The organism is Streptomyces sp. NPDC048111, from assembly GCF_043202815.1.
Taxonomy (GTDB): domain Bacteria; phylum Actinomycetota; class Actinomycetes; order Streptomycetales; family Streptomycetaceae; genus Streptomyces.
The window spans coordinates 193,473-210,548 of record NZ_JBIDBD010000004.1 but is presented as its reverse complement, the minus strand read 5'-3'; the positions used below and the strand labels follow the sequence as shown (position 1 = coordinate 210,548).

The window sequence follows — 17,076 nt, the reverse complement described above, 5'->3', positions numbered from 1 at the left end:
TGTGCCTTCGCCCTCAGTCGCCGTCGATGACGTCGAGGGCCTGCTGCGGGTCCCAGTAGTTCTGCGCCTGGTAGATCTTTCCGTCCTTGAAGCGGGTCTTGCCGGTGTAGGTGAGGGTGAAGGTCTTGCCGGTGGGCTCGCGGTCGAAGATGTGGCCCTGGTGGGTCACCGTGGTCTTCCAGGCGAGATGGGCGATGTCGCCCTCCCAGCGCACGACCTCGGCGCTGTAGTGGGGGGCGAGCTTCTCGCGGACCTCGATCAGGCCGGCCTTGATGCCTTCGAGATCGGCCCCGTCGTTTTCGAGCGCCAGCGCGCTCTCGTCGGTGAAGTGGCGGAACTCGGGGTGTATGAATTCCTCGACGAGGTCGTCGTTGTGACCGTTGAGCAATTCGTCGATGTACCGGCGCAGGACGTTTTCCAGCTCTTCCTGGACCTGAGTCATGGGATTCCCTTTCGAACGGGCGTCTACCCAAGGAAAGTTATTCGGCCACGTGGCTCAAGGGCACCCCTAACCCGCCCCTATGGGCGCCCCCCAATACCCCGATCCAACCCGCCCCAACCTGAAGTACCGGCACGAAGAAGCCGCCCACGCGCGGGGGTTCGCGTGGGCGGCTGACCGGGGGTGCCGAGGGGTGGAGGGCCGTCAGACGGCGCTCTCCCGCATGGGGACGGCGCCGACGGCTCCGGGGTCCCCGGCGGGCTCGCCCGCCTCCCCGGCGCTCTCCATGCGCTGCGGCAGCAGGAACGCCGCAGCCACCGCGCCGAGCACGACGACGCCGGCGCAGACCGCCGCCGAGGCCGAGAACGACTGCTCGAAGGCCTTGCGGGCCGCGTCCGCGGTCGCTTTCGCCGCCCCCGCGGGCAGGCCCTTCGCGGCCTCCAGCGCCTTGTCGAGGGAGTGGGTGGCGGGCTCGGGGCCGTCGAGGGCGTACGCGGACGCGTAGCGCGTGGCGAGCACGCTGCCGACCACCGCGACGCCGAAGGCCGCGCCCATCTCCTGCACGGTGTCGTTCATCGACGACAGCAGACCCGACTGCTCGGGCGGCCCGGCCGTCATCAGTACGTCGTTGACCAGCGGCTGGGACAGTCCCATGCCGGCCCCGACCAGCACCATCGCGACCACCATGGCCCCGTACCCGTACTCCTCGGTGAACAGGGCGTACGTGCCGTATCCGGCGGCCAGCACCAGCAGCGACAGGACGACGGTGTTGCGCACGCCGAGGGCCTTGGTGACCACCGGGGACAGCGGCGAGCAGATCATCAGGGCCACCGCCACCGGCAGGATGGCCGCGCCCGCCAGCAACGGCGAGTAGCCGAGCACGAGCTGGAACTGCTGGGTGAGCACGAACAGACTGCCGGTGAGCGCGAACATGAGGACGGCCATGGTGCCGCTCGAGCCGAGGAACCGGCGGTTGCGGACCACCGCGAGGTCGACCATGGGGTGCCGCGCGGTGGCCTGGCGCCAGAAGAAGACCACCGTGACCACGGCGCCGGCGGCCAGCGAGCCGATCACCTCGGCCGAGGACCAGCCGAAGCGCGGCTGCTCGATCACGCCGTAGACCAGTGCCGTGACGCCGACGATCGAGAGCAGGGTGCTCAGCGCGTCGAGCGGACGGGCCGCGGGGTCGCTGGACTCCGGCACCAGCACCAGGGCGCCGAGCACCGCCGCGGCCACCACGATCACGTTGATCAGGTAGAGGGAGCCCCACCAGAAGTGGGCCAGCAGCACACCGCCGATCAGCGGTCCTGTCACGGCGCCGAGGGCCGTCACCGCGCCCCAGATGCCGATCGCCTTGGGGCGTTCGTCGTCGGAGAAGACGTGGACGAGGATGGAGAGGGTGCCCGGCATGAAGGCGGAGGCTCCGGCGCCCATCACCGCGCGGGCCGCGATGAGTTCCCAGGATGCGGTGGAGAAGGCGGCCGCGACCGAGGCGGCGCCGAACAGGACGAGTCCGAGCACGAGGAGCTTCTTGCGTCCGAAGCGGTCCGAAAGGCTTCCGCTCAGGAGGAGGAGTCCGGCCAGCGCCAGGGAATAGGCGTCGACCATCCACTGGAGTTCACCGGTGTTCGCGTTCAATTCCCTGGCCAGGGTCGGCAGGGCGACATTGAGTACCGTCGCGTCGATCGACACCACGAATACGGCGACTGCCAGTACGGCAAGGATGGCCCACCGACGAGGGTGCTCCCTGTTCTCCACGACGACTCCTCATGCGGCAGTGCAGTGCCGCGCCATGACGGAAAGTACGTATTGACGTTAAGGGCCCCGGAGTTGGGGCGGCAAGACACGCGGTCGCGGATAGGGGACCCCCTACCGCCGGCGCCGGAGCAGCGCCACCGCGGCCGCCGAGGCCAGTACCGGAAGCGCCGCCATACCGGTCAGGACGCCCAGTTCCGCCAGTGCCGACTGGCTCGCGGCGTGCCCGCTGTCGGACGAGGCGTACCCGAACCCCTGGAGCACGAGGGCGTACAGGAAGGGGCCGAGAGCCAGGCCCACCGCCTCCCCCGTCGAGAACAGGCCCGCCAGGATCCCGCCCTGGCTGCGGCCGCTGCGCGTGTCCGCCTCGGCGATGCACTCCGGCAACAGCGCGTACAGGAACATCAGTTGGCCCGCATGGCCGGTCCCGGCCAGCGCCATGGTCGCGAGCACGGCCGCGGGCGGCAGGACGGGCGCGGCGAGGAACAGCGCGCAGCCCGCGGCGAACAGGGCGCTGGAGACGGCGTACGCGCGGCCGATGCCCAGCCGGTCGCCGAGCCGCCGCCAGGGGCTCACGGACAGGAGGTTGGGGGTGACGAAGACCGCCACGAGCGCGCCGGCCCAGCCGGGCGAGGGCAGCACCTGACGGGCGGCGTACGGGGTGCCCGCGAGCAGCACGCCGGTGGCGAGGGCCTGGGCCGCGGCGGCGCCGAGCAGGCCGGTGAACCGGGCGTTGCCCCGGGCCGCCCGCACCTGCCGGACCAGGCCCGGCTCGCTGGGCCGGGCCGGGCCGGCCGGCGCCGAGCGGGTGCCGAGGAACACCCCGAGGGTGCCTGCCGTGATGACGGCGGCGCCGAACAGGCCCGCCCAGCGGTGGCCTGGGGCTCCTCCGCCGCCGAGGTCGACCAGGGCGGGCGCCACCGCGCCGACGGCCAGCGCGGCCACGCCGAGCGCGATCACCCGGCCCGCCGCGAGGGCGACCCGGTCGCGCCGGCGGGAGCCGAGTTCGGCGGGCATCGCCGCGTACGGGATCTGGAAGCAGGCGAAGGCCGTCGCGGCGAGGAGGAACCCGGCCTCCGTCCACCAGGCGCCCGCGCCGCCGCGGAACGGGCTCGACAGCATCAGGGCGACGGCCGCGGCCATCGTGAGGCCCCCGGCCAGCACGTACGGGCGGCGGGCGCCCCAGCGGGAGCGGGTCCGGTCGCTGAGCCGGCCCACCAGCGGGTTGATGACGGCCACCCAGATCTTCGGGACCAGCACGGCGAGACCGGCCAGGGCCGCACCGACGCCGAGGGTGTCGGTCAGGTAGGGCAGCAGCAGGAGTCCGGGCAGGGTGGTGAAGGTGCCCGAGGCCAGCGCCCCCGAGGCGTACCCGGCACGCACCCGGCGGGACGGGGCGACTGCCCCCGGCGACGCGTCGGGCGCGGTCCGGGCCCGCGCCCCGGACGCCGGCGCGGACCCGGACCGGTGCGGCGGGCGTCCCGGCGGGGCCTGGGCGGGTGCTGTGGTCACGGAAGGACCGCCTTTCGGTCGGAGTACGGGCTCGCGCCCGGCGACCGAGGGGGCGGCGGCCGGACCGGGTGCGCCAGGACACCGTGCGGCGGCCTGCCTGTATTTCGCTTAAGTCCGCCGCAGTACCGGCCGTGCAACTTGCTGTCACCGTCCCGCGGTGGCGCCCCCGCCCGGCCCCGCACAAGCTTCGAGACGGCGGCGCGTACGACGCCGCGGTGAGGGGGAGACGATGACGGAGGCCATGACGGCGCCACCCGCGACGGTCCTGCCCGGCGGGGGCCCGGGCATCGCGGTCGGCCGCTCCACCGGTGGACCGGGCGACGGCGGCGGGCGCGGGGCCACGGCCGTCGATGCCGCCGCCGGCACGGAGTCCGGCCGCTTCGGAGCCGCCCGGCACCTGATCCACTGCCCGCCGTCCTGGGACCACTGCCTCGACGCGCCGAGCCTGACCGAGGAGCACTTCGTGCTCGCCGACCGGCTCCCCCGCCACCACCCGCTGTTCAACGACGGCGCCGGACGCTTCCACGACCAGCAGGTCGTCACCGAATCGGTGCGCGAGATCGGCGAGTTCGTCGGCCACCGCTACTTCGGCGTACCGGCCGAACGTCCCGGCCTCTTCTACCGCTTCGACCTGGACCTCACGGACCTGGCGGCGTGGCGCACCGGTCAGTACGCCGACTCCCGGCTGAGCATCCGGATCCGGGCCGTCCCCGGGCACGTGGTGGGCGGCGTGCCGCGCGCACTCGACTTCCACGTCGAGGTGAGCATCGACGCCGCGCCCTGCGCCACCGGTTCGGCCGGTCTCGTGTTCCTGATGCCCGCCCTGCACGCCGGCCACCTCGCGCACGCGCGCTCGGCCGTCCGTGAGGCCGGGGACGTCCGGCGCGGGCCGCTGCGCCCGGTGGACGCCGCCGCCGTCGGACGCGCGGGTGCGCGCAACGTGCTGCTCGCGAACCCCGAGGAGACGCAGGCCGGCCGGCTGACCGCGTGGGTGCGCACCCAGGGCCTGGCCCCGGCCCTGTGCGCCGCCGACGACGGCGTGCTGCCCGGGCTCCACGTCCTGGAGACGCTTCGCCAGACCGCGTTGCTGTGCGCGGGCCGCGGCCGGGGGCTGCACGCCTCGCGCAGCGCCCTCACCGCCTCGCGCGTGCACTTCCGCGGCTACGCGCAGGCGGCCGCGCCCCTGCGCTGCGCGGCCGTGCCCGGCCCCCTGGAGCGTGACGCCCAGGGGCGGCCGGCGGTGCCCGTCTCCCTCACCCTGACCCACGGCAGCCGGGCGGTGGCCGAGGCCACCACGCTCGTGGTGCAGGACTTCTGAACCGGTGAAAGGCAGTACCCACCCATGAGGTTCCGGATTCTGGGCCCGCTGGAGGTGGCCGGGGACCCCGGCCCGTCGTCCGCGGGGCTGCACACCCCCGGTCCCGGGAAGATCCGCGTGGTCCTGGGCGCACTGATCGCCCGGGCCAACGAAGTCGTCTCCGTCGACAGCCTGATCGACGAGCTGTGGGGCGAGACCCCGCCGCGCACCGCGCTGGCGACGCTGCACGTGTACGTGTCACAGGTACGCAAGTGCCTGGCGACGGCCGCCCCGCGGCACGGCCAGGACATCCTGCACACCCGGCGCCCCGGCTATCTCCTGGACGTGGCCCCGGACGAACTGGACCTGACCGTGTTCGAGCGGCTGCACGAGCAGGGCCGCACCGCGTCCGAGGCGGGCGAGTTCGCCCGGGCCGCCGAACTGCTGCGCGGCGCGCTGGAGTTGTGGCGCGGCCCGCTGCTCGCCGGAACGGCCCACGGGCCGCTCCTGGAGTCGGTGGCGGTGCGGCTGCACGAGGCCCGGCTGGCCGCGCTGGAGCTGCGCATCGCGGCGGACCTGCACCTCGGTCTGCACCGCGAACTGGTGCCGGAACTGGCCGCGCTGGTCACCGAGCACCCGCTCCGGGAGGAGCTGCACGCCCAGCTGATGACCGCGCTGCACCTCAGCGAGCGGGTGCCGGAGGCGCTGCGTGCCTATGCCCGGGTGCGCCGGACCCTGATCAAGGAGCTGGGGGTGGAACCGGGCCCCCGCCTGCGCGCGCTGCACCAGGAGCTGCTGTCCGCCGACGGCGCGCCCGTGGCACGCTCGGCGCCGCCGCTCAAGGCCGCCCCGGCCGCCGTCCGGGTCGCGGCACCGTCCGCCGCCCCGGCAGGACCCGCGGTCACCCCTTGGTTGCCGGCCGAGGACCCCGTGCTGGCCGGGCGTGACCGTGAACTGGCCGAGCTCACCGCCCTGTTGCGTGCCGCACCGGCGGGCGTCTGGGCCGCGGTGACCGGGCTGCCCGGGGCGGGCAAGACGGCCCTCGCGGTGGCCGCGGCCCGCCGTGCGGCCCCGGCCTACCCGGACGGGGTGCTCTTCCTCGACCTCGCTCCGGCGGACGGCGGCCCCACCGAGGGGCCGGGGGCCGAAGGCCGGTCCACCGAGGGGCCGGAGGCCGGAGGCCGGCCCGCCGACGGGATCGCGGACGGCGCCCCCGGCGCGCCACCCGCGGGCGCGTTGCGTCCCGTCGACGCCGCACGGCGGCTGCTGCGCCAGGCCGGACAGCCGGTCACCGGCGATCCCCTGCACGCCCTGCGGGCCTTCACCGCCGCCAGGCGGGTCCTCCTGGTGCTGGACAACGCCCGTTCGGTGGCCCAGGTGCGCGCCCTGCTCCCCACCACCGCCGGAAGCAGCGCCGTGGTCACCGGGCGCCTGCTGCCCGCCGGCACCGCGGGCATGCGTGCCGTGCGGCTCGCCCACCTCGGGCACGGACCGGCCGGGGACCTCCTCGCCGCGGCCGGGCCGGCCGCCGGGGAGATCGCCCGGCTGTGCGGCCGGCTGCCGCTCGCGCTGCGCGCGGCGGCCCTGCTGCTCAGCTCCCGGCCGCACTGGACGGGCGACCGGCTGCTCCGCGCCCTGCGCCCCGAGGCCTCCCGCCTCGCCGCGCTGAGCGTGGGCGAACTGGACGTCGGGGCGGCCCTGTTGAGCGCCTACACCGAGCTGCCGCCACCGGAGCGCGGCGCACTGCGGCTGCTGGGCCTGTTGCCGCCCGGCGTCTTCGACACGCACCTGGCCGCAGCGGTGCTCGGCCTCGACGCCGCGTCCGCACTCGCCCGGGTCGAGTCCCTGGCGGACCGCGGCATGCTGCTCGCGCTCGGCGAGGACACGTACGCCTTCCCCGAGTTGCTGCGCGTGCTGGCCGGGGACCGGCTCCGGGCCCACGAGCCCGTGGACTCGGTGCGCGCGGCCACCGCACGGATGTGTGACGCCTGGGCCGACCGCCTGGGCGACCCGGCCGGAGCACAGGTCGGCGCCCACGGCCTGACGGGTCTCGCGCACCTGGTCGGGCAGGCGCACGCGGCGGGACTGTGGGCGCAGACGGTCCGCCTGGCCGACGCGCTCGCCGCGCCACTGGAGCGGACGGCCGCCTGGGAGGACTGGGAGAAGACCCATACGCTCGCCCTCGGCGCCGCCCGGTCGGCCGGGGACCTGGGCGCGCAGGCGCGCGTCCTGCGCTCGCTCGGCGACCTGTACTGGCAGCAGCGGCGCACGGGCCGGGCGGCCCGGCTGTACGAAGAGGCCCTGGGAGCCGCCGAGCGGGCGCGGGAGCCGGAGGAGGCCGCCCGCGCCCTGGCCGGCCTGGCCGAACTCCGCCTGGACCTCGACCGGCCCGCCGAGGCCGACGCCCTGGTGCGCGAGGCCCTGGCCCGGGCCCCGCGCGAAGGGAGCCTCGGCCGGTACGAGGCGCACCGCGTCCGGGCCCAACTCCTGCTGCGGACAGGAGACATGGTGGCTGCGGCCACCCCGCTCGCGGAGTGCCTGGCCCTGGCCACCGCCCTGCGCGACAGCCGCCGCGAGGCCCACACCCGCCGCCTCCTGCGCCTGCCGGAGCCCGGCGCCCCGGTGCACGAGGCGCGCCCCGGCGTATGGCGGTTCCCGGCGGGGCCGGCGGCCTCGCCCCCGAGGCCGCCGAGCGGCTCCGCCTCCGGTTCGCCCGCCGAGGGGCGCACCGGCACGGGCCATCGGGAGCCGGGCACCAGGGCGCCCGCCGCGCCCGCCCGCGGCGACACCGCCGCCCGCCGCCCGAACCGCACGACGACCTCCGGGAGGAGGACATGACGATGCCCCTGCCCCAACTTGACGCCGAGGCGCCGAACGGAGCCTTTCCGTACCCCACGGCCGCCGTGCCGCACCCGGCCGACTCCGCTCCCGCCGGCCCGGGCCTGATCGGAAGGGAGGCCGAACTGCGCACTGTGGAAGGCGCGTTGAGGGACCCGGCCACGCGCGTGGTCACCCTGGCGGGCCCCACCGGGGTGGGCAAGAGCCGACTGGCGGCCGCCGCGGTGGCCCTGCTCCGCGCCGAGGGCTCGGACGGCCCCGGGAGCAGGGCGGTGTTCGCGACGGTACACACCGCCCTCGCCGATGCCGCCCCCGCCGACGGACGTCACCTGCTGCTCCTGGACGACTGCGACCACGAGCTGCGGCCCCGCGCCGAGTCCCTGGGCTCGCTGCTCGCGGTCCGGCCCCAACTGACCGTTCTGGTCACCGCACTTGAGCCGCTGGGCCTGTACGGGGAGCGGTTGATCCCGGTCGCGCCGCTGCCGGTACCCCTGCCCCACGAGGTCGAGGAGGGCGATGCCGAGGCGCTGGGCCGGGTCGCCTCGGTCGCGCTGTTCACCGAGCGGGCCGCCCGGTCCTGCCCCGGTTTCGCCCTCACGGCGGAGAACGCCGGTGCCGTCGCACGGATCTGCCGCCTCCTCGAGGGGCTTCCGGCGGCGCTCGAACTCGCCGCCGGACGGATCCGCCACTACCCCCCGGCCGCCCTGCTGGCCCGGCTGCGCCGGGATCCGGCCGCCCTGTCCGGCGGCCCCTCGGCCGCGCCCGAGCGCCACCGGTCCCTGGCCGCCCTGGTCGCCTGGGGCCTGCGCGGGCTGACCAGCGCCGAACGCGCCCTGGTCGAGCGCCTGTCGGTGCACGAGGGCGGCTTCGCGCCGCACGTGCTCGGCCGGTCGGACGAGGGCGCCCTCGACGAGCTGCTGGAGCGGGGCGCCCTGCGTCTGTCCGGCACCACCGGGGCCGCCGAGCCCCGGTACGCGGTGCCCGAGCCGACCCGCTCGTACTGCCTGGCCCGGCTCGCCGAGGCGGACGGGGGCCGTCTCGGCGCCGTCGCCGACGAGCACGCCGACCGTTACGCGCGCCTCGCGGCCTCCGCGGCGCCCCGGCTGGCGGGCCCGGAACGGGCGCACTGGTTCGGCGTGCTCGCCGACGAGGCCCTCAACGTGCTGGCCGCGCTGGAGCGGCTGGCCGTCCGTGGTGACCGGGCGACGGCCGCGGCGACCGTCCTGGCCTGCCGTGAACCGTGGCTCGCCCAGGGCCGGCTCCGCGACGGCGCCGCCTGGTGCGACCGGCTGCTGGCCGAGGACGGCCCGGCTCTGCCGGAGCCGCTGGTGGCCCAACTGACCGAGCTGGCAGGGGTGTTCGCGCTCGCGCGCGGCGACGCGGCGGAGGCGGCCCGCCGCCAGCGGTCCGCGCTGGCCCTGGGCAAGCGGCTCGGCGACCGCCGTCGTACGGCGCTCATCGGCGCCCAGCTGGGCGCCGCCCTGCTCGCGGCGGACGACCCGCGGGCCGCGCTGGCCGCGCTGGAACCGGCGGCGACCACGCTGGAGTCGGTGGGCGCCGTGGCGGCGGCGGCCCGGGCGCGGACGGACCTGGCGTGGGCCCAGCGTGAACTGGGCCGCACCCGGGCCGCGGTGGACCTGCTGGAGCAGGCGCGGGCGGCACTGCGCCGGGTCGGCGACGGCAGGGGGCTGACCGAAGCGCTGCGCCGTCGGGCCGCGCTGCACACGGACACCGGGGAGCACGAGGCCGCCGACCGGGCCCTGCGCGAGGCACTTGAGCTGGCCGACGAGTGGCGGGAGCAGACCCAACTGCCGTTGCTCCTGGAGGAGTTCGCCCTGTCCGTCCTGCGCCTCACGCCCGCGCAGCGCCCCCGGGTGGTCCGGCTGCTCACCGCGGCCGACGCGCTGGCCGCCCGGCTCGGGGCGGCTCGGCCCGAGCCGCGGCGGGCCACGCTGGACGAGGCGACCGCGGGCCTGGAGGCCCGGCTGGGCTGGACCGCGTACACCAGGGCCCGCGCGGAGGGCCTGGCCCTCGATCCGGCCGGTGCGGTCCGCGAGGCGCTCGCCTCCCCCGCTCCGGCACGGGCCGCCGCCGGGAGCGAGGCGGACCCGCAGTCGCTCACCCCGCGCCAGGTGCAGGTCGCCATGCTGGTTTCCGAGGGCCGGACGAACCGTCAGATCGCCGCCGAACTCGGCCTGTCGGAGTGGACGGTGGTCAACCACGTCCGGCAGATCATGCGCCGGCTGGGCTGCTCCTCCCGGATCCAGGTCGCCTGGGCCACGGGGCGGTGGTCATGACGCACCCCGCCACGCCGCACTCCGCCGCGACGCGCACGGCCACGCCCCGCCCGCCCTCGCCCGCGCCCCTCATCGACGTGGCCGGGGCGCTGGCCGCCCTCGCCCCGCCGCCGGCCGTGACCGCCGCCTTCCGCGAGCGCGGGTGGTGGCGCACGACCACCTTCGCCGACGACCTGGCCCGCACCGCCGCCCGCTTCCCCCAGCGCCGCGCGGTGGTACAGCACCGGCTGCACCGGCCGGCGGACCGCGCTCCGCTGGTCCTCACGTACGCCCAACTCGACCTGTACGTCGACCGGTTCGCCGCCGCCCTGGCCTCGCTCGGCATCCGCGAGGGCGACCCGGTGGCCTATCAGCTGCCCGACTGGTGGGAGGCGGCCGCCCTCGCACTGGCCTGCATGCGGCTGGGGGCGGTGGCGGTGCCCGTGCTGTCCACCGTGCGGGCCCGCGGGCTGCGGGCGATCCTGGCGGCCTCGCAGGCCCGGGTGTGCGTGGTGCCCGATGTGTGGGAGGACTTCCCGCACGCCGAGGCGCTGGCCGCCGTGGCCGCCGAACTCCCGTGGCTGCGGCACCGGGTGGTGGCGGGCGAGGCCGCCCGCACGCCGGGCGCGCTCGACTTCGGCGGCTACTTCCTGCGTACCCCGCACGAGCGGGGCCCCTTCGGGCGCCGGCCGGCGCCGCGCCCCGGGCACGCCGACCGGGCCTGCCTGCTCGTGACCGTGCTGGGCCTGGGCGAGGACCGCACGTCCGTCCTGCACACCCCCAACACCCTGTACGCCAACATCAGCACCCAGGACGACCGCACGGGCCCCGGACGGCGGCCGGGCGAGGTGTTCTACTCGGCGCTGCCGCTGGCCTCCCTCGCCTCCACCCTCTACTCGGTCTGCTGGCCCCTGGCCGTCGGCGGCACGGGCGTCCACCAGGACATCTGGAGCCCGGAGGCCTGCCTCGACCTGATGGCCGCCGCCGGGGTGCACCAGGCGTACGCCTCCCCCGCCCACTGGGCCGAAGTCCTGCTCGTCCAGCGCCGCCGTCCCCGCGCCCTGCCGCGGTTGCGGCTCGTCCTCTCCGGCGGCCGCACGAGCACCCCGGCCGACCTCCTGGCCGACCTCACCAACGCCCTGGGCGCTCCGGTCCGGGCCGTCTGGGGCGCACCCGAACTGGGCATGGGCACGGTGACCCGCGGCGACACCCCCGCCGAGCGTGCGGGCGAGAGCGACGGCGTGCCGCTCGCCGGTCTGGAGCTCTCGCCACTGCCGGGCCGGGACGCCCGGCCCGGCGAGTCCACCGCGCTGCGGGCCCGTGGCCCCTCCGTGTGCCTGGCGACCTGGCGGCACGGCGCCGCCGAGCCGACCGCCACCTGGGCGCACGAGGGCTGGCTCGACACCGGGGACCGCGCCCGCCCGGACGGCCTCGGCGGCATCCGCGTGACGGGCCGGGCGGGTGCGCGCACGGGCGGTCTCTTCCTCGTGCCGGTGGACCGGATCGAGGCGGCGCTGCTGCGGCATCCCGGCGTCCGGGAGGCCGCGGTGATCGCGCACGTCGACGCCGAGCAAGGGGAACGCCCCTGCGCCGTGGTGGTTCCGGCGGTGCGGGACAGCCCGCCCGGTCTGCTGGAGCTGCGGGAGCACCTGTCCGGGCAGGGCCTGGAGGAGGCCGTCCTGCCGACGCGCCTGGAACTGGTGACCTCGCTGCCGCGGGACGAGCACGGCGGCGTACGCAAGGACGGGCTGCGGACCTGGCTGGAGCGGCTGCGCCCCGGCCGTCCGGGCACCGCCCCCGCCGGTTCCCCCGGCGCGGGGTCACCGCCCGGCGGACATCAATAGGGCGCCGCAGATGCCCAGTTCGGCCTGCCAGACCGGGCTCAGCGCGGTGGCGGCGAGGGCTTCGGCGGCCCCGGCCGCGAGTTCGCCGATGAGGGTCTCGGCGGCGCTGCGGCTCTGCCCGTCGAACAGGACGTCCCGCAGCAGCTCCGCGTCCCCGCCGAACTCCGGCCCCCCGCTCAGGAACCCGCGCAGCCGCCAGCCCGCGTGCACGTTGTCGCCGTACGCCCCGTAGGCCGCGGCCAGTTCGGGCCGCCCGGCGAGCACCGCGCCCAGCAGCAGGGGATGACGTACGGCGTACCAGCCGGCACCGCAGCCCCGGGGGCACTCGGCGCTCACGCACCGGCCGGGCCAGGGGTCGTCCTCGTAGGCGGCGCTGGCCGCCGCGCTCGCGTGGGCGCCCAGCACCCGTTCGGCGCGCAGCTCGTCCCACACCCGGCGGGCGCCGGGCGGCAGGCCCGCCGCGAGCCGGTCCGCGTACACCAGCGCCAGATCTCCGGCGAGCACCGCGGCGCCCTCGCCGAACCGGCGCGACTCCCCCCGCCAGCCGTTGCGCTCGTGCTCGGCGGCGTGGCTGACGTGCAGGGTGGGCAGGCCCCGGCGCAGGGCGGCGCTGTCGCGCACGTCGCCGCGGATCAGCAGCCAGGTGTCGAGGAACTCCAGGGCCGCGGCGGCGTCGACCGCCTCCGTGGCCCGGGGGTCACCGCCGGCGGCCAGGTAACCGGTCAGCAGGAGGGAGGAGCGGGCCCGGTCGCGGCCGGTGCGCAGGACCGCGGCCAGGTCGCTGACGAGCACCGAGGCCTTCTGGTCCTCGGCTGCCCAGCGGCCGTGTTCGTCCGCCAGCACGGCGCCCATGCGTTCCTCCACCCGCCGCAGGGCCAGGTCCCGTACGGCCGCGGGCGTCGCGCTCTGCTGCGTCTGCTCGTGCCTGGTCATGTCCTGCTCCCCCTCGGTCGGTCCGGCGGCTGGTCACTGAGCCTGCCGTGACGGGGGCCGTGAGCCAAGGGACCGCCGGGCGGGCCGCCGGATCGGGGTCGTGGCGGGGCGGAGAACGGCAGAGGTCAGCTGTTGGCCACTGCCCCGGCCGCGGGCTTGCCACACCCTTGCCATACGGGCTCCCCGCCGCCCCGGCGCCAGGGGTGCGCGGGGGCCGCGGGCGGCTCCGGCGGTCATGTCGACAGCAACTGCAGCTGTACCGGCAACTCCACCCGCCGTGTCACCCCGAGCTTGCGGTAGGCCCGCGTCAGGTGCTGCTCCACGGTGCTCACCGTGATGCTGAGCTTCTGCGCGATCTCCCGGTTGGTGTCCCCGCGCACCGCCAGCGTGGCCACGCGCCGCTCGGAGTCGCTGAGCCGGTCCACCATCTCGGTGAAAGAGGTCGCCGGGGCCGACGGCGCGGGTGCGGGGGCGGGGTGCGGCCCGGTGTGCGCCACGGTGTTGCGCAGCGGGTACGCCCCGCACTCGTCGGCCAGGTGCCAGGCGGTGCGGTTGACCATCGCGGCCCGTCCGGTCTCCCCCGCCTCCTGGAGGGCGCGGCCGAACTCGGCCAGCGTACGGGCCAGTTCGTGGCGGTCGCCCGAGCGCCGCAGCGCCTCGCTCGCGCGCGCCAGATACATCTGCCGCTTGCGGGGCTCCAGGACGGCGGACCGGGCGCGCAGCGAAATGCCCTGCACCCAGGGGTCGGCCGCGTCGGGCGAGGCGAGCTGGTCCGCGACGAACCGGTCGGCCTGGCGGGTCTCCCCGAGCCGGAGCAGGGCCTCGGCGGCATCGGTGCGCCAGGGCAGCACGACGGGCCGGTCCAGGCCCCAGCGCTTCATGCAGCGGCCGATCTCCAGGAAGTCGCCGAGCGCGGCGTGGTAGCGACTGGCCGCGAGGTGGAACTGGCCGCGGGCGCGCAGGTATTCGAGGCCGTGCACGCTGGTGGGCACGGTGGGGGGCACCGGGCGGGCCAGTTCCGCCGCGGCCTCGTCGGTCCGCCCCTGGGCGAGGCAGGCCTGCACGAGGACGCCCGCGGCCAGGCTCATCAGGGAGCTGCCCGGGGTGCGCGGGACCGACTCCAGCGCGATGCGCGCCTCCCGCTCGGCGCCCGCCAACTCACCCTGTCTGAGCAGTGTTTGGGACCGCAGGGCGCGGAACAGCGCCGCCCAGCCGGTCGCCCCGCGGCCTTCGGAGTCCTCGACGGCGTCCCCGATCCAGGGCAGCGCACGCTCCGCGCGCTGGGCGCCGCCCAGGTGCAGCAGGGTCCGCAGGGCCTGGAGGGTGGGCTCGGCCGTCGCGCAGGAGGGCGACACGCCCCGCAGGAAGGTCTCGGCCGCGTCGACGGCGCGGGCGGAGACCTCGGGGAGTTGCCACAGGGCGGCGGCCGCGACCGGCGGCCGTTCCCGGACCGGGGTGGCGCCGTGGAGCAGGCCCGGACCGCCGTCCTCGGGGTGGGCCGGCATCCGCCGGGACTGGGCGCGGGGGAACGCGGAAAGCCCGTCGAAGGGGTCGGTGGCGGGGCCGCCCGAGCGGGCGCCGGGCTCCCCCGCGGCGAGCAGGCCGAGCACCTCCTCGGCCTCGTCGAGCCGTCCCTGGCCGACCAGTTGACGGGCGAGGGTGCCGAGCTGGGCGGAGCCGAGCCGGCCGTCGCGGGCCTCCTCCAGCGGCCGGCCCAGGCGCCGCTCCGCGCCGCCCGGGTCGATCCGGGCGGCGACGGAGGCCAGCCGCAGCGCGTTGTCGGTACGGGCCACCGGGTCGGTGATGCCCTCGCCCGCGAGCTCCAGGCAGGCCAGGGCGCGCTCGGGCCGGCCCGCGGAGAGCAGTTGCGCGGCGGCACTCTGCAGGACGGCGACCGCCCAGTCGCGGCCCACGAAGCGGGCGGCGAGCAGGTGGGCCGCCACGTCGGGGGCGTCCGCGCAGGCCTCCCGCGCGGCGTCGGCCGCTCCTACGTGCAGGGCGGTCCGCTCGGCGGGGGTCATCTGGTCGAGGACCGCGGCGCGGGCGGCCTGGTGACGAAAGCGCGCCGCCGCCAGGATTCCGGCCCGCTCCAGGGCGTCGGCGGTGCGGGCGGTGGCCGCGGCCGGCCGGCTCAGGAGTACGGCGGCCTCCTCGGGGCCCGCCCGTCCGTCCAGCACGGCCAGTGCCCGGGCCAGTTCGAGCGCGCCGGACCCGCAGCGTTCGAGGCAGGCGAGCACGGCCTGGGCGAAGGGTCCGTGCGGCCGCGGACCGGAGGCCGGACCCCCGAAGGCCCCCGCGCCGCCGGATGCGCGGCCGGTGGCCCCGCCGGTCCCGGTGCGCCGCTCCTCCAGGAGGGCGCGCAGCAACAGGGGGTTGCCGCCGCTCAGTTCGTACAGCGGCCCCGCCTCGCCGGGCGCCGCGTCGGGCGCCTCCTGGCGTACCAGGTCCTCGGTGCCGGACCGGCCGAGTGGGGCGAGGCCCAGCCGGACGAGTCCGGCGAGCCGGATGAGTTCGGTGCCCTGGAGGTGGTCACCGGTGGCACCGTCGACGCGGCGGGCGAGCAGCAGCAGGACCCGGTCGGTCCTGGTGTTCTGGGCGAGGTGCATCAGGAAGGCGCGGGAGGCGTCGTCGGTGTACTGCCAGTCGTCGACGCAGAGCACCACGGGAGCGCTCGCGCTCAGCCGCCGCACGGACGCGGTGAACAGTTCCATGGCCGCACTGCGACGGGCCCGCGCGTCCGGACCCTGCGGGGTCAGGGAGCCGGGGGGCGCCCCGGCGGCCAGCTGGCCGAGGACGCCGAGCGCCAGCGTGCGTTCCGCCGCGACCGCGGTGGCCCGCAGGACGAGGGCGCCCGCGCCGGCCGCCTCCTGTGCGGCGTACGCCAGGAGCTCGGTCCTGCCACAGCCCACGGGCCCCTCGACGAGGACCGTTCCCCCTTCCCCCTCGGCACACGCACCGAGGGCGATTTTCAGCCAGTCCGTCTCTGTCGTCCGCTCGACAAGTCTCATGTCGCGCCCCCCTATGCAATTCCGATTCCAGGCGCCGTGGACTACCGGCCCTTTCCTCCTCGGCACACTTCTGAATTGTGTGCCGAATTCCGCACCGGTCGGCGAATTCCGCCGGTGGCCGCATGTTGCATGTCAAGAACTTGCCGTCGTCCCCCGGCCGCCCGGGGCCGGCCGCTCGGGGCCGCCGCCCCTGGTGGGCGGCCCGTGCGCGCCGTGCACCCGAGCCCTTTGCGATGGCTCATGGCAAGCGCATGGCAAACCCCTGCCGCCCGCCCCGCCACCCCCCGGCAAGCCCGGTGCCGGGCGCCCCGCCGATGGCAACACCCTGGTGCGCGGGGGCCGTTCCGCCGCCTTCCGGGCGGCCGCGGGCCTTCGGACGTCGAGCGCGGGGGCCCGGGCCGCGAGGGTGGAGTCCGCACCCCCGCACACCGCGAAGAAACGGAGTCCCCATGCTCGCCTCGCTGCTCCCCTCCGCGGTCGCGGCCGTCGAGGTCAGGGCCCTTCCGGCCGACGCCACGCTCTTCCCCGAGGAGGCGGCCTGCGTCCGCGACGCGGTGGCCAAGCGCCGCTCGGAGTTCACCGCGGTGCGCTGGTGCGCCCGGGTCGCCATGGGCCGCCTCGGCCTCCGGCCGGCTCCCGTGGTGCCCGGCGTGCGCGGCGCCCCGGGCTGGCCCCCCTCGGTCACGGGCAGCATGACCCACTGCGCCGGGTACCACGCCGCGGCCCTGACCCGCCTGTCGGACCACTCCTCCCTCGGCATCGACGCCGAGCCCGACCAGCCGCTGCCGGAGGGGATCCTCGACGTCATCGCCCTGGGTCCGGAGCGGCGCCAGATCGACGCGCTGCTGCGCACCCGGCCGGGCCTCGCCTGGGACCGGCTCCTGTTCAGCGTCAAGGAGTCCGTCTTCAAGACCTGGTACCCCCTCACCGGGCGGGAGCTGGACTTCGACGAGGCGCTGATCACCCTGGATCCCGCGCTCGGCGCCTTCCACGCCGAGCTGCTGGCCCGGCCCGAGCTGCCCGGCGACGCATACGCGCCGCGCGAGTTCACCGGACGCTGGGCCCGGGACGGCGGAGTGCTCGTCAGCGCCATCGCGCACACCGCCGACGCTCCGGCTCCCGCCCGGCTCGCCCGGCTCGGAGCATGAAGCGGCCCGGGTCGCCACGCGGTACA

General features: G+C 76.7%; 10 protein-coding genes. 5 read left to right on the top strand and 5 right to left on the bottom strand.

From position 1 onward, the window contains the following. Positions 1-13: 13 nt before the first annotated feature. The 3 genes from ACGF3I_RS11070 to ACGF3I_RS11060 all read right to left on the bottom strand — a co-directional run bounded on the left by ACGF3I_RS11070 (position 14) and on the right by ACGF3I_RS11060 (position 3,706). On the bottom strand, positions 14-442 hold the full coding sequence (locus tag ACGF3I_RS11070) for an ester cyclase (RefSeq protein ID WP_393130425.1): 429 nt from the start codon (positions 440-442) through the stop codon (positions 14-16). A 201-nt stretch (positions 443-643) separates the two neighbouring features. Beyond that, complete coding sequence (locus tag ACGF3I_RS11065; protein ID WP_393130423.1) at positions 644-2,197, bottom strand: MFS transporter; 1,554 nt, start codon at positions 2,195-2,197, stop codon at positions 644-646. Positions 2,198-2,308: 111 nt separating this feature from the next. Beyond that, positions 2,309-3,706, bottom strand: a complete 1,398-nt coding sequence (locus ACGF3I_RS11060) for an MFS transporter (RefSeq protein ID WP_393130421.1) — start codon at positions 3,704-3,706, stop codon at positions 2,309-2,311. A 229-nt stretch (positions 3,707-3,935) separates the two neighbouring features. Between ACGF3I_RS11060 and ACGF3I_RS11055 the strand changes: the two genes are divergently transcribed. Genes ACGF3I_RS11055 through ACGF3I_RS11040 form a run of 4 tightly spaced genes read left to right on the top strand, consistent with a single transcriptional unit; the run spans position 3,936 to position 11,961 of the window. Then, positions 3,936-5,024 (top strand): AfsA-related hotdog domain-containing protein, encoded by a 1,089-nt coding sequence (locus ACGF3I_RS11055; protein WP_393130419.1) that lies wholly within the window; start codon positions 3,936-3,938, stop codon positions 5,022-5,024. A 24-nt stretch (positions 5,025-5,048) separates the two neighbouring features. Further along, entirely contained in the window at positions 5,049-7,841 is a 2,793-nt protein-coding gene (locus ACGF3I_RS11050; protein ID WP_393130417.1) for a BTAD domain-containing putative transcriptional regulator, read from the top strand. Then, a complete protein-coding gene (locus ACGF3I_RS11045; RefSeq protein WP_393130415.1) occupies positions 7,838-10,138 on the top strand; it encodes an ATP-binding protein in 2,301 nt (766 codons plus the stop codon). Before ACGF3I_RS11050 ends, ACGF3I_RS11045 begins: the two co-directional genes overlap by 4 nt. Then, positions 10,135-11,961 carry an AMP-binding protein gene (locus ACGF3I_RS11040; protein WP_393130413.1) on the top strand — a complete coding sequence of 609 codons (1,827 nt, stop codon included), beginning with the start codon at positions 10,135-10,137 and terminating at the stop codon, positions 11,959-11,961. The genes ACGF3I_RS11045 and ACGF3I_RS11040 overlap by 4 nt, the downstream gene beginning before the upstream one ends. On the opposite strand, the gene ACGF3I_RS11035 is transcribed toward ACGF3I_RS11040, so the two are convergent. Continuing rightward, on the bottom strand, positions 11,938-12,894 hold the full coding sequence (locus ACGF3I_RS11035) for a polyprenyl synthetase family protein (RefSeq protein ID WP_393130411.1): 957 nt from the start codon (positions 12,892-12,894) through the stop codon (positions 11,938-11,940). The genes ACGF3I_RS11040 and ACGF3I_RS11035 overlap by 24 nt on opposite strands. 233 nt (positions 12,895-13,127) lie before the next feature. Then, positions 13,128-15,902 carry an AAA family ATPase gene (locus ACGF3I_RS11030; protein ID WP_393130409.1) on the bottom strand — a complete coding sequence of 925 codons (2,775 nt, stop codon included), beginning with the start codon at positions 15,900-15,902 and terminating at the stop codon, positions 13,128-13,130. 449 nt (positions 15,903-16,351) lie between these two features. Between ACGF3I_RS11030 and ACGF3I_RS11025 the strand changes: the two genes are divergently transcribed. After that, positions 16,352-17,050 (top strand): 4'-phosphopantetheinyl transferase, encoded by a 699-nt coding sequence (locus ACGF3I_RS11025; protein WP_393130407.1) that lies wholly within the window; start codon positions 16,352-16,354, stop codon positions 17,048-17,050. Positions 17,051-17,076: the final 26 nt, after the last annotated feature.

Bases quoted from the DNA above. Each gene is read 5' to 3' on its own strand.
- ACGF3I_RS11070 (WP_393130425.1), bottom strand. From the start codon at position 442: ATGACTCAGGTCCAGGAAGAGCTGGAAAACGTCCTGCGCCGGTACATC.
- ACGF3I_RS11055 (WP_393130419.1), top strand. From the start codon at position 3,936: ATGACGGAGGCCATGACGGCGCCACCCGCGACGGTCCTGCCCGGCGGG.
- ACGF3I_RS11050 (WP_393130417.1), top strand. From the start codon at position 5,049: ATGAGGTTCCGGATTCTGGGCCCGCTGGAGGTGGCCGGGGACCCCGGC.
- ACGF3I_RS11045 (WP_393130415.1), top strand. From the start codon at position 7,838: ATGACGATGCCCCTGCCCCAACTTGACGCCGAGGCGCCGAACGGAGCC.
- ACGF3I_RS11040 (WP_393130413.1), top strand. From the start codon at position 10,135: ATGACGCACCCCGCCACGCCGCACTCCGCCGCGACGCGCACGGCCACG.
- ACGF3I_RS11035 (WP_393130411.1), bottom strand. From the start codon at position 12,894: ATGACCAGGCACGAGCAGACGCAGCAGAGCGCGACGCCCGCGGCCGTA.
- ACGF3I_RS11030 (WP_393130409.1), bottom strand. From the start codon at position 15,902: ATGAGACTTGTCGAGCGGACGACAGAGACGGACTGGCTGAAAATCGCC.
- ACGF3I_RS11025 (WP_393130407.1), top strand. From the start codon at position 16,352: ATGCTCGCCTCGCTGCTCCCCTCCGCGGTCGCGGCCGTCGAGGTCAGG.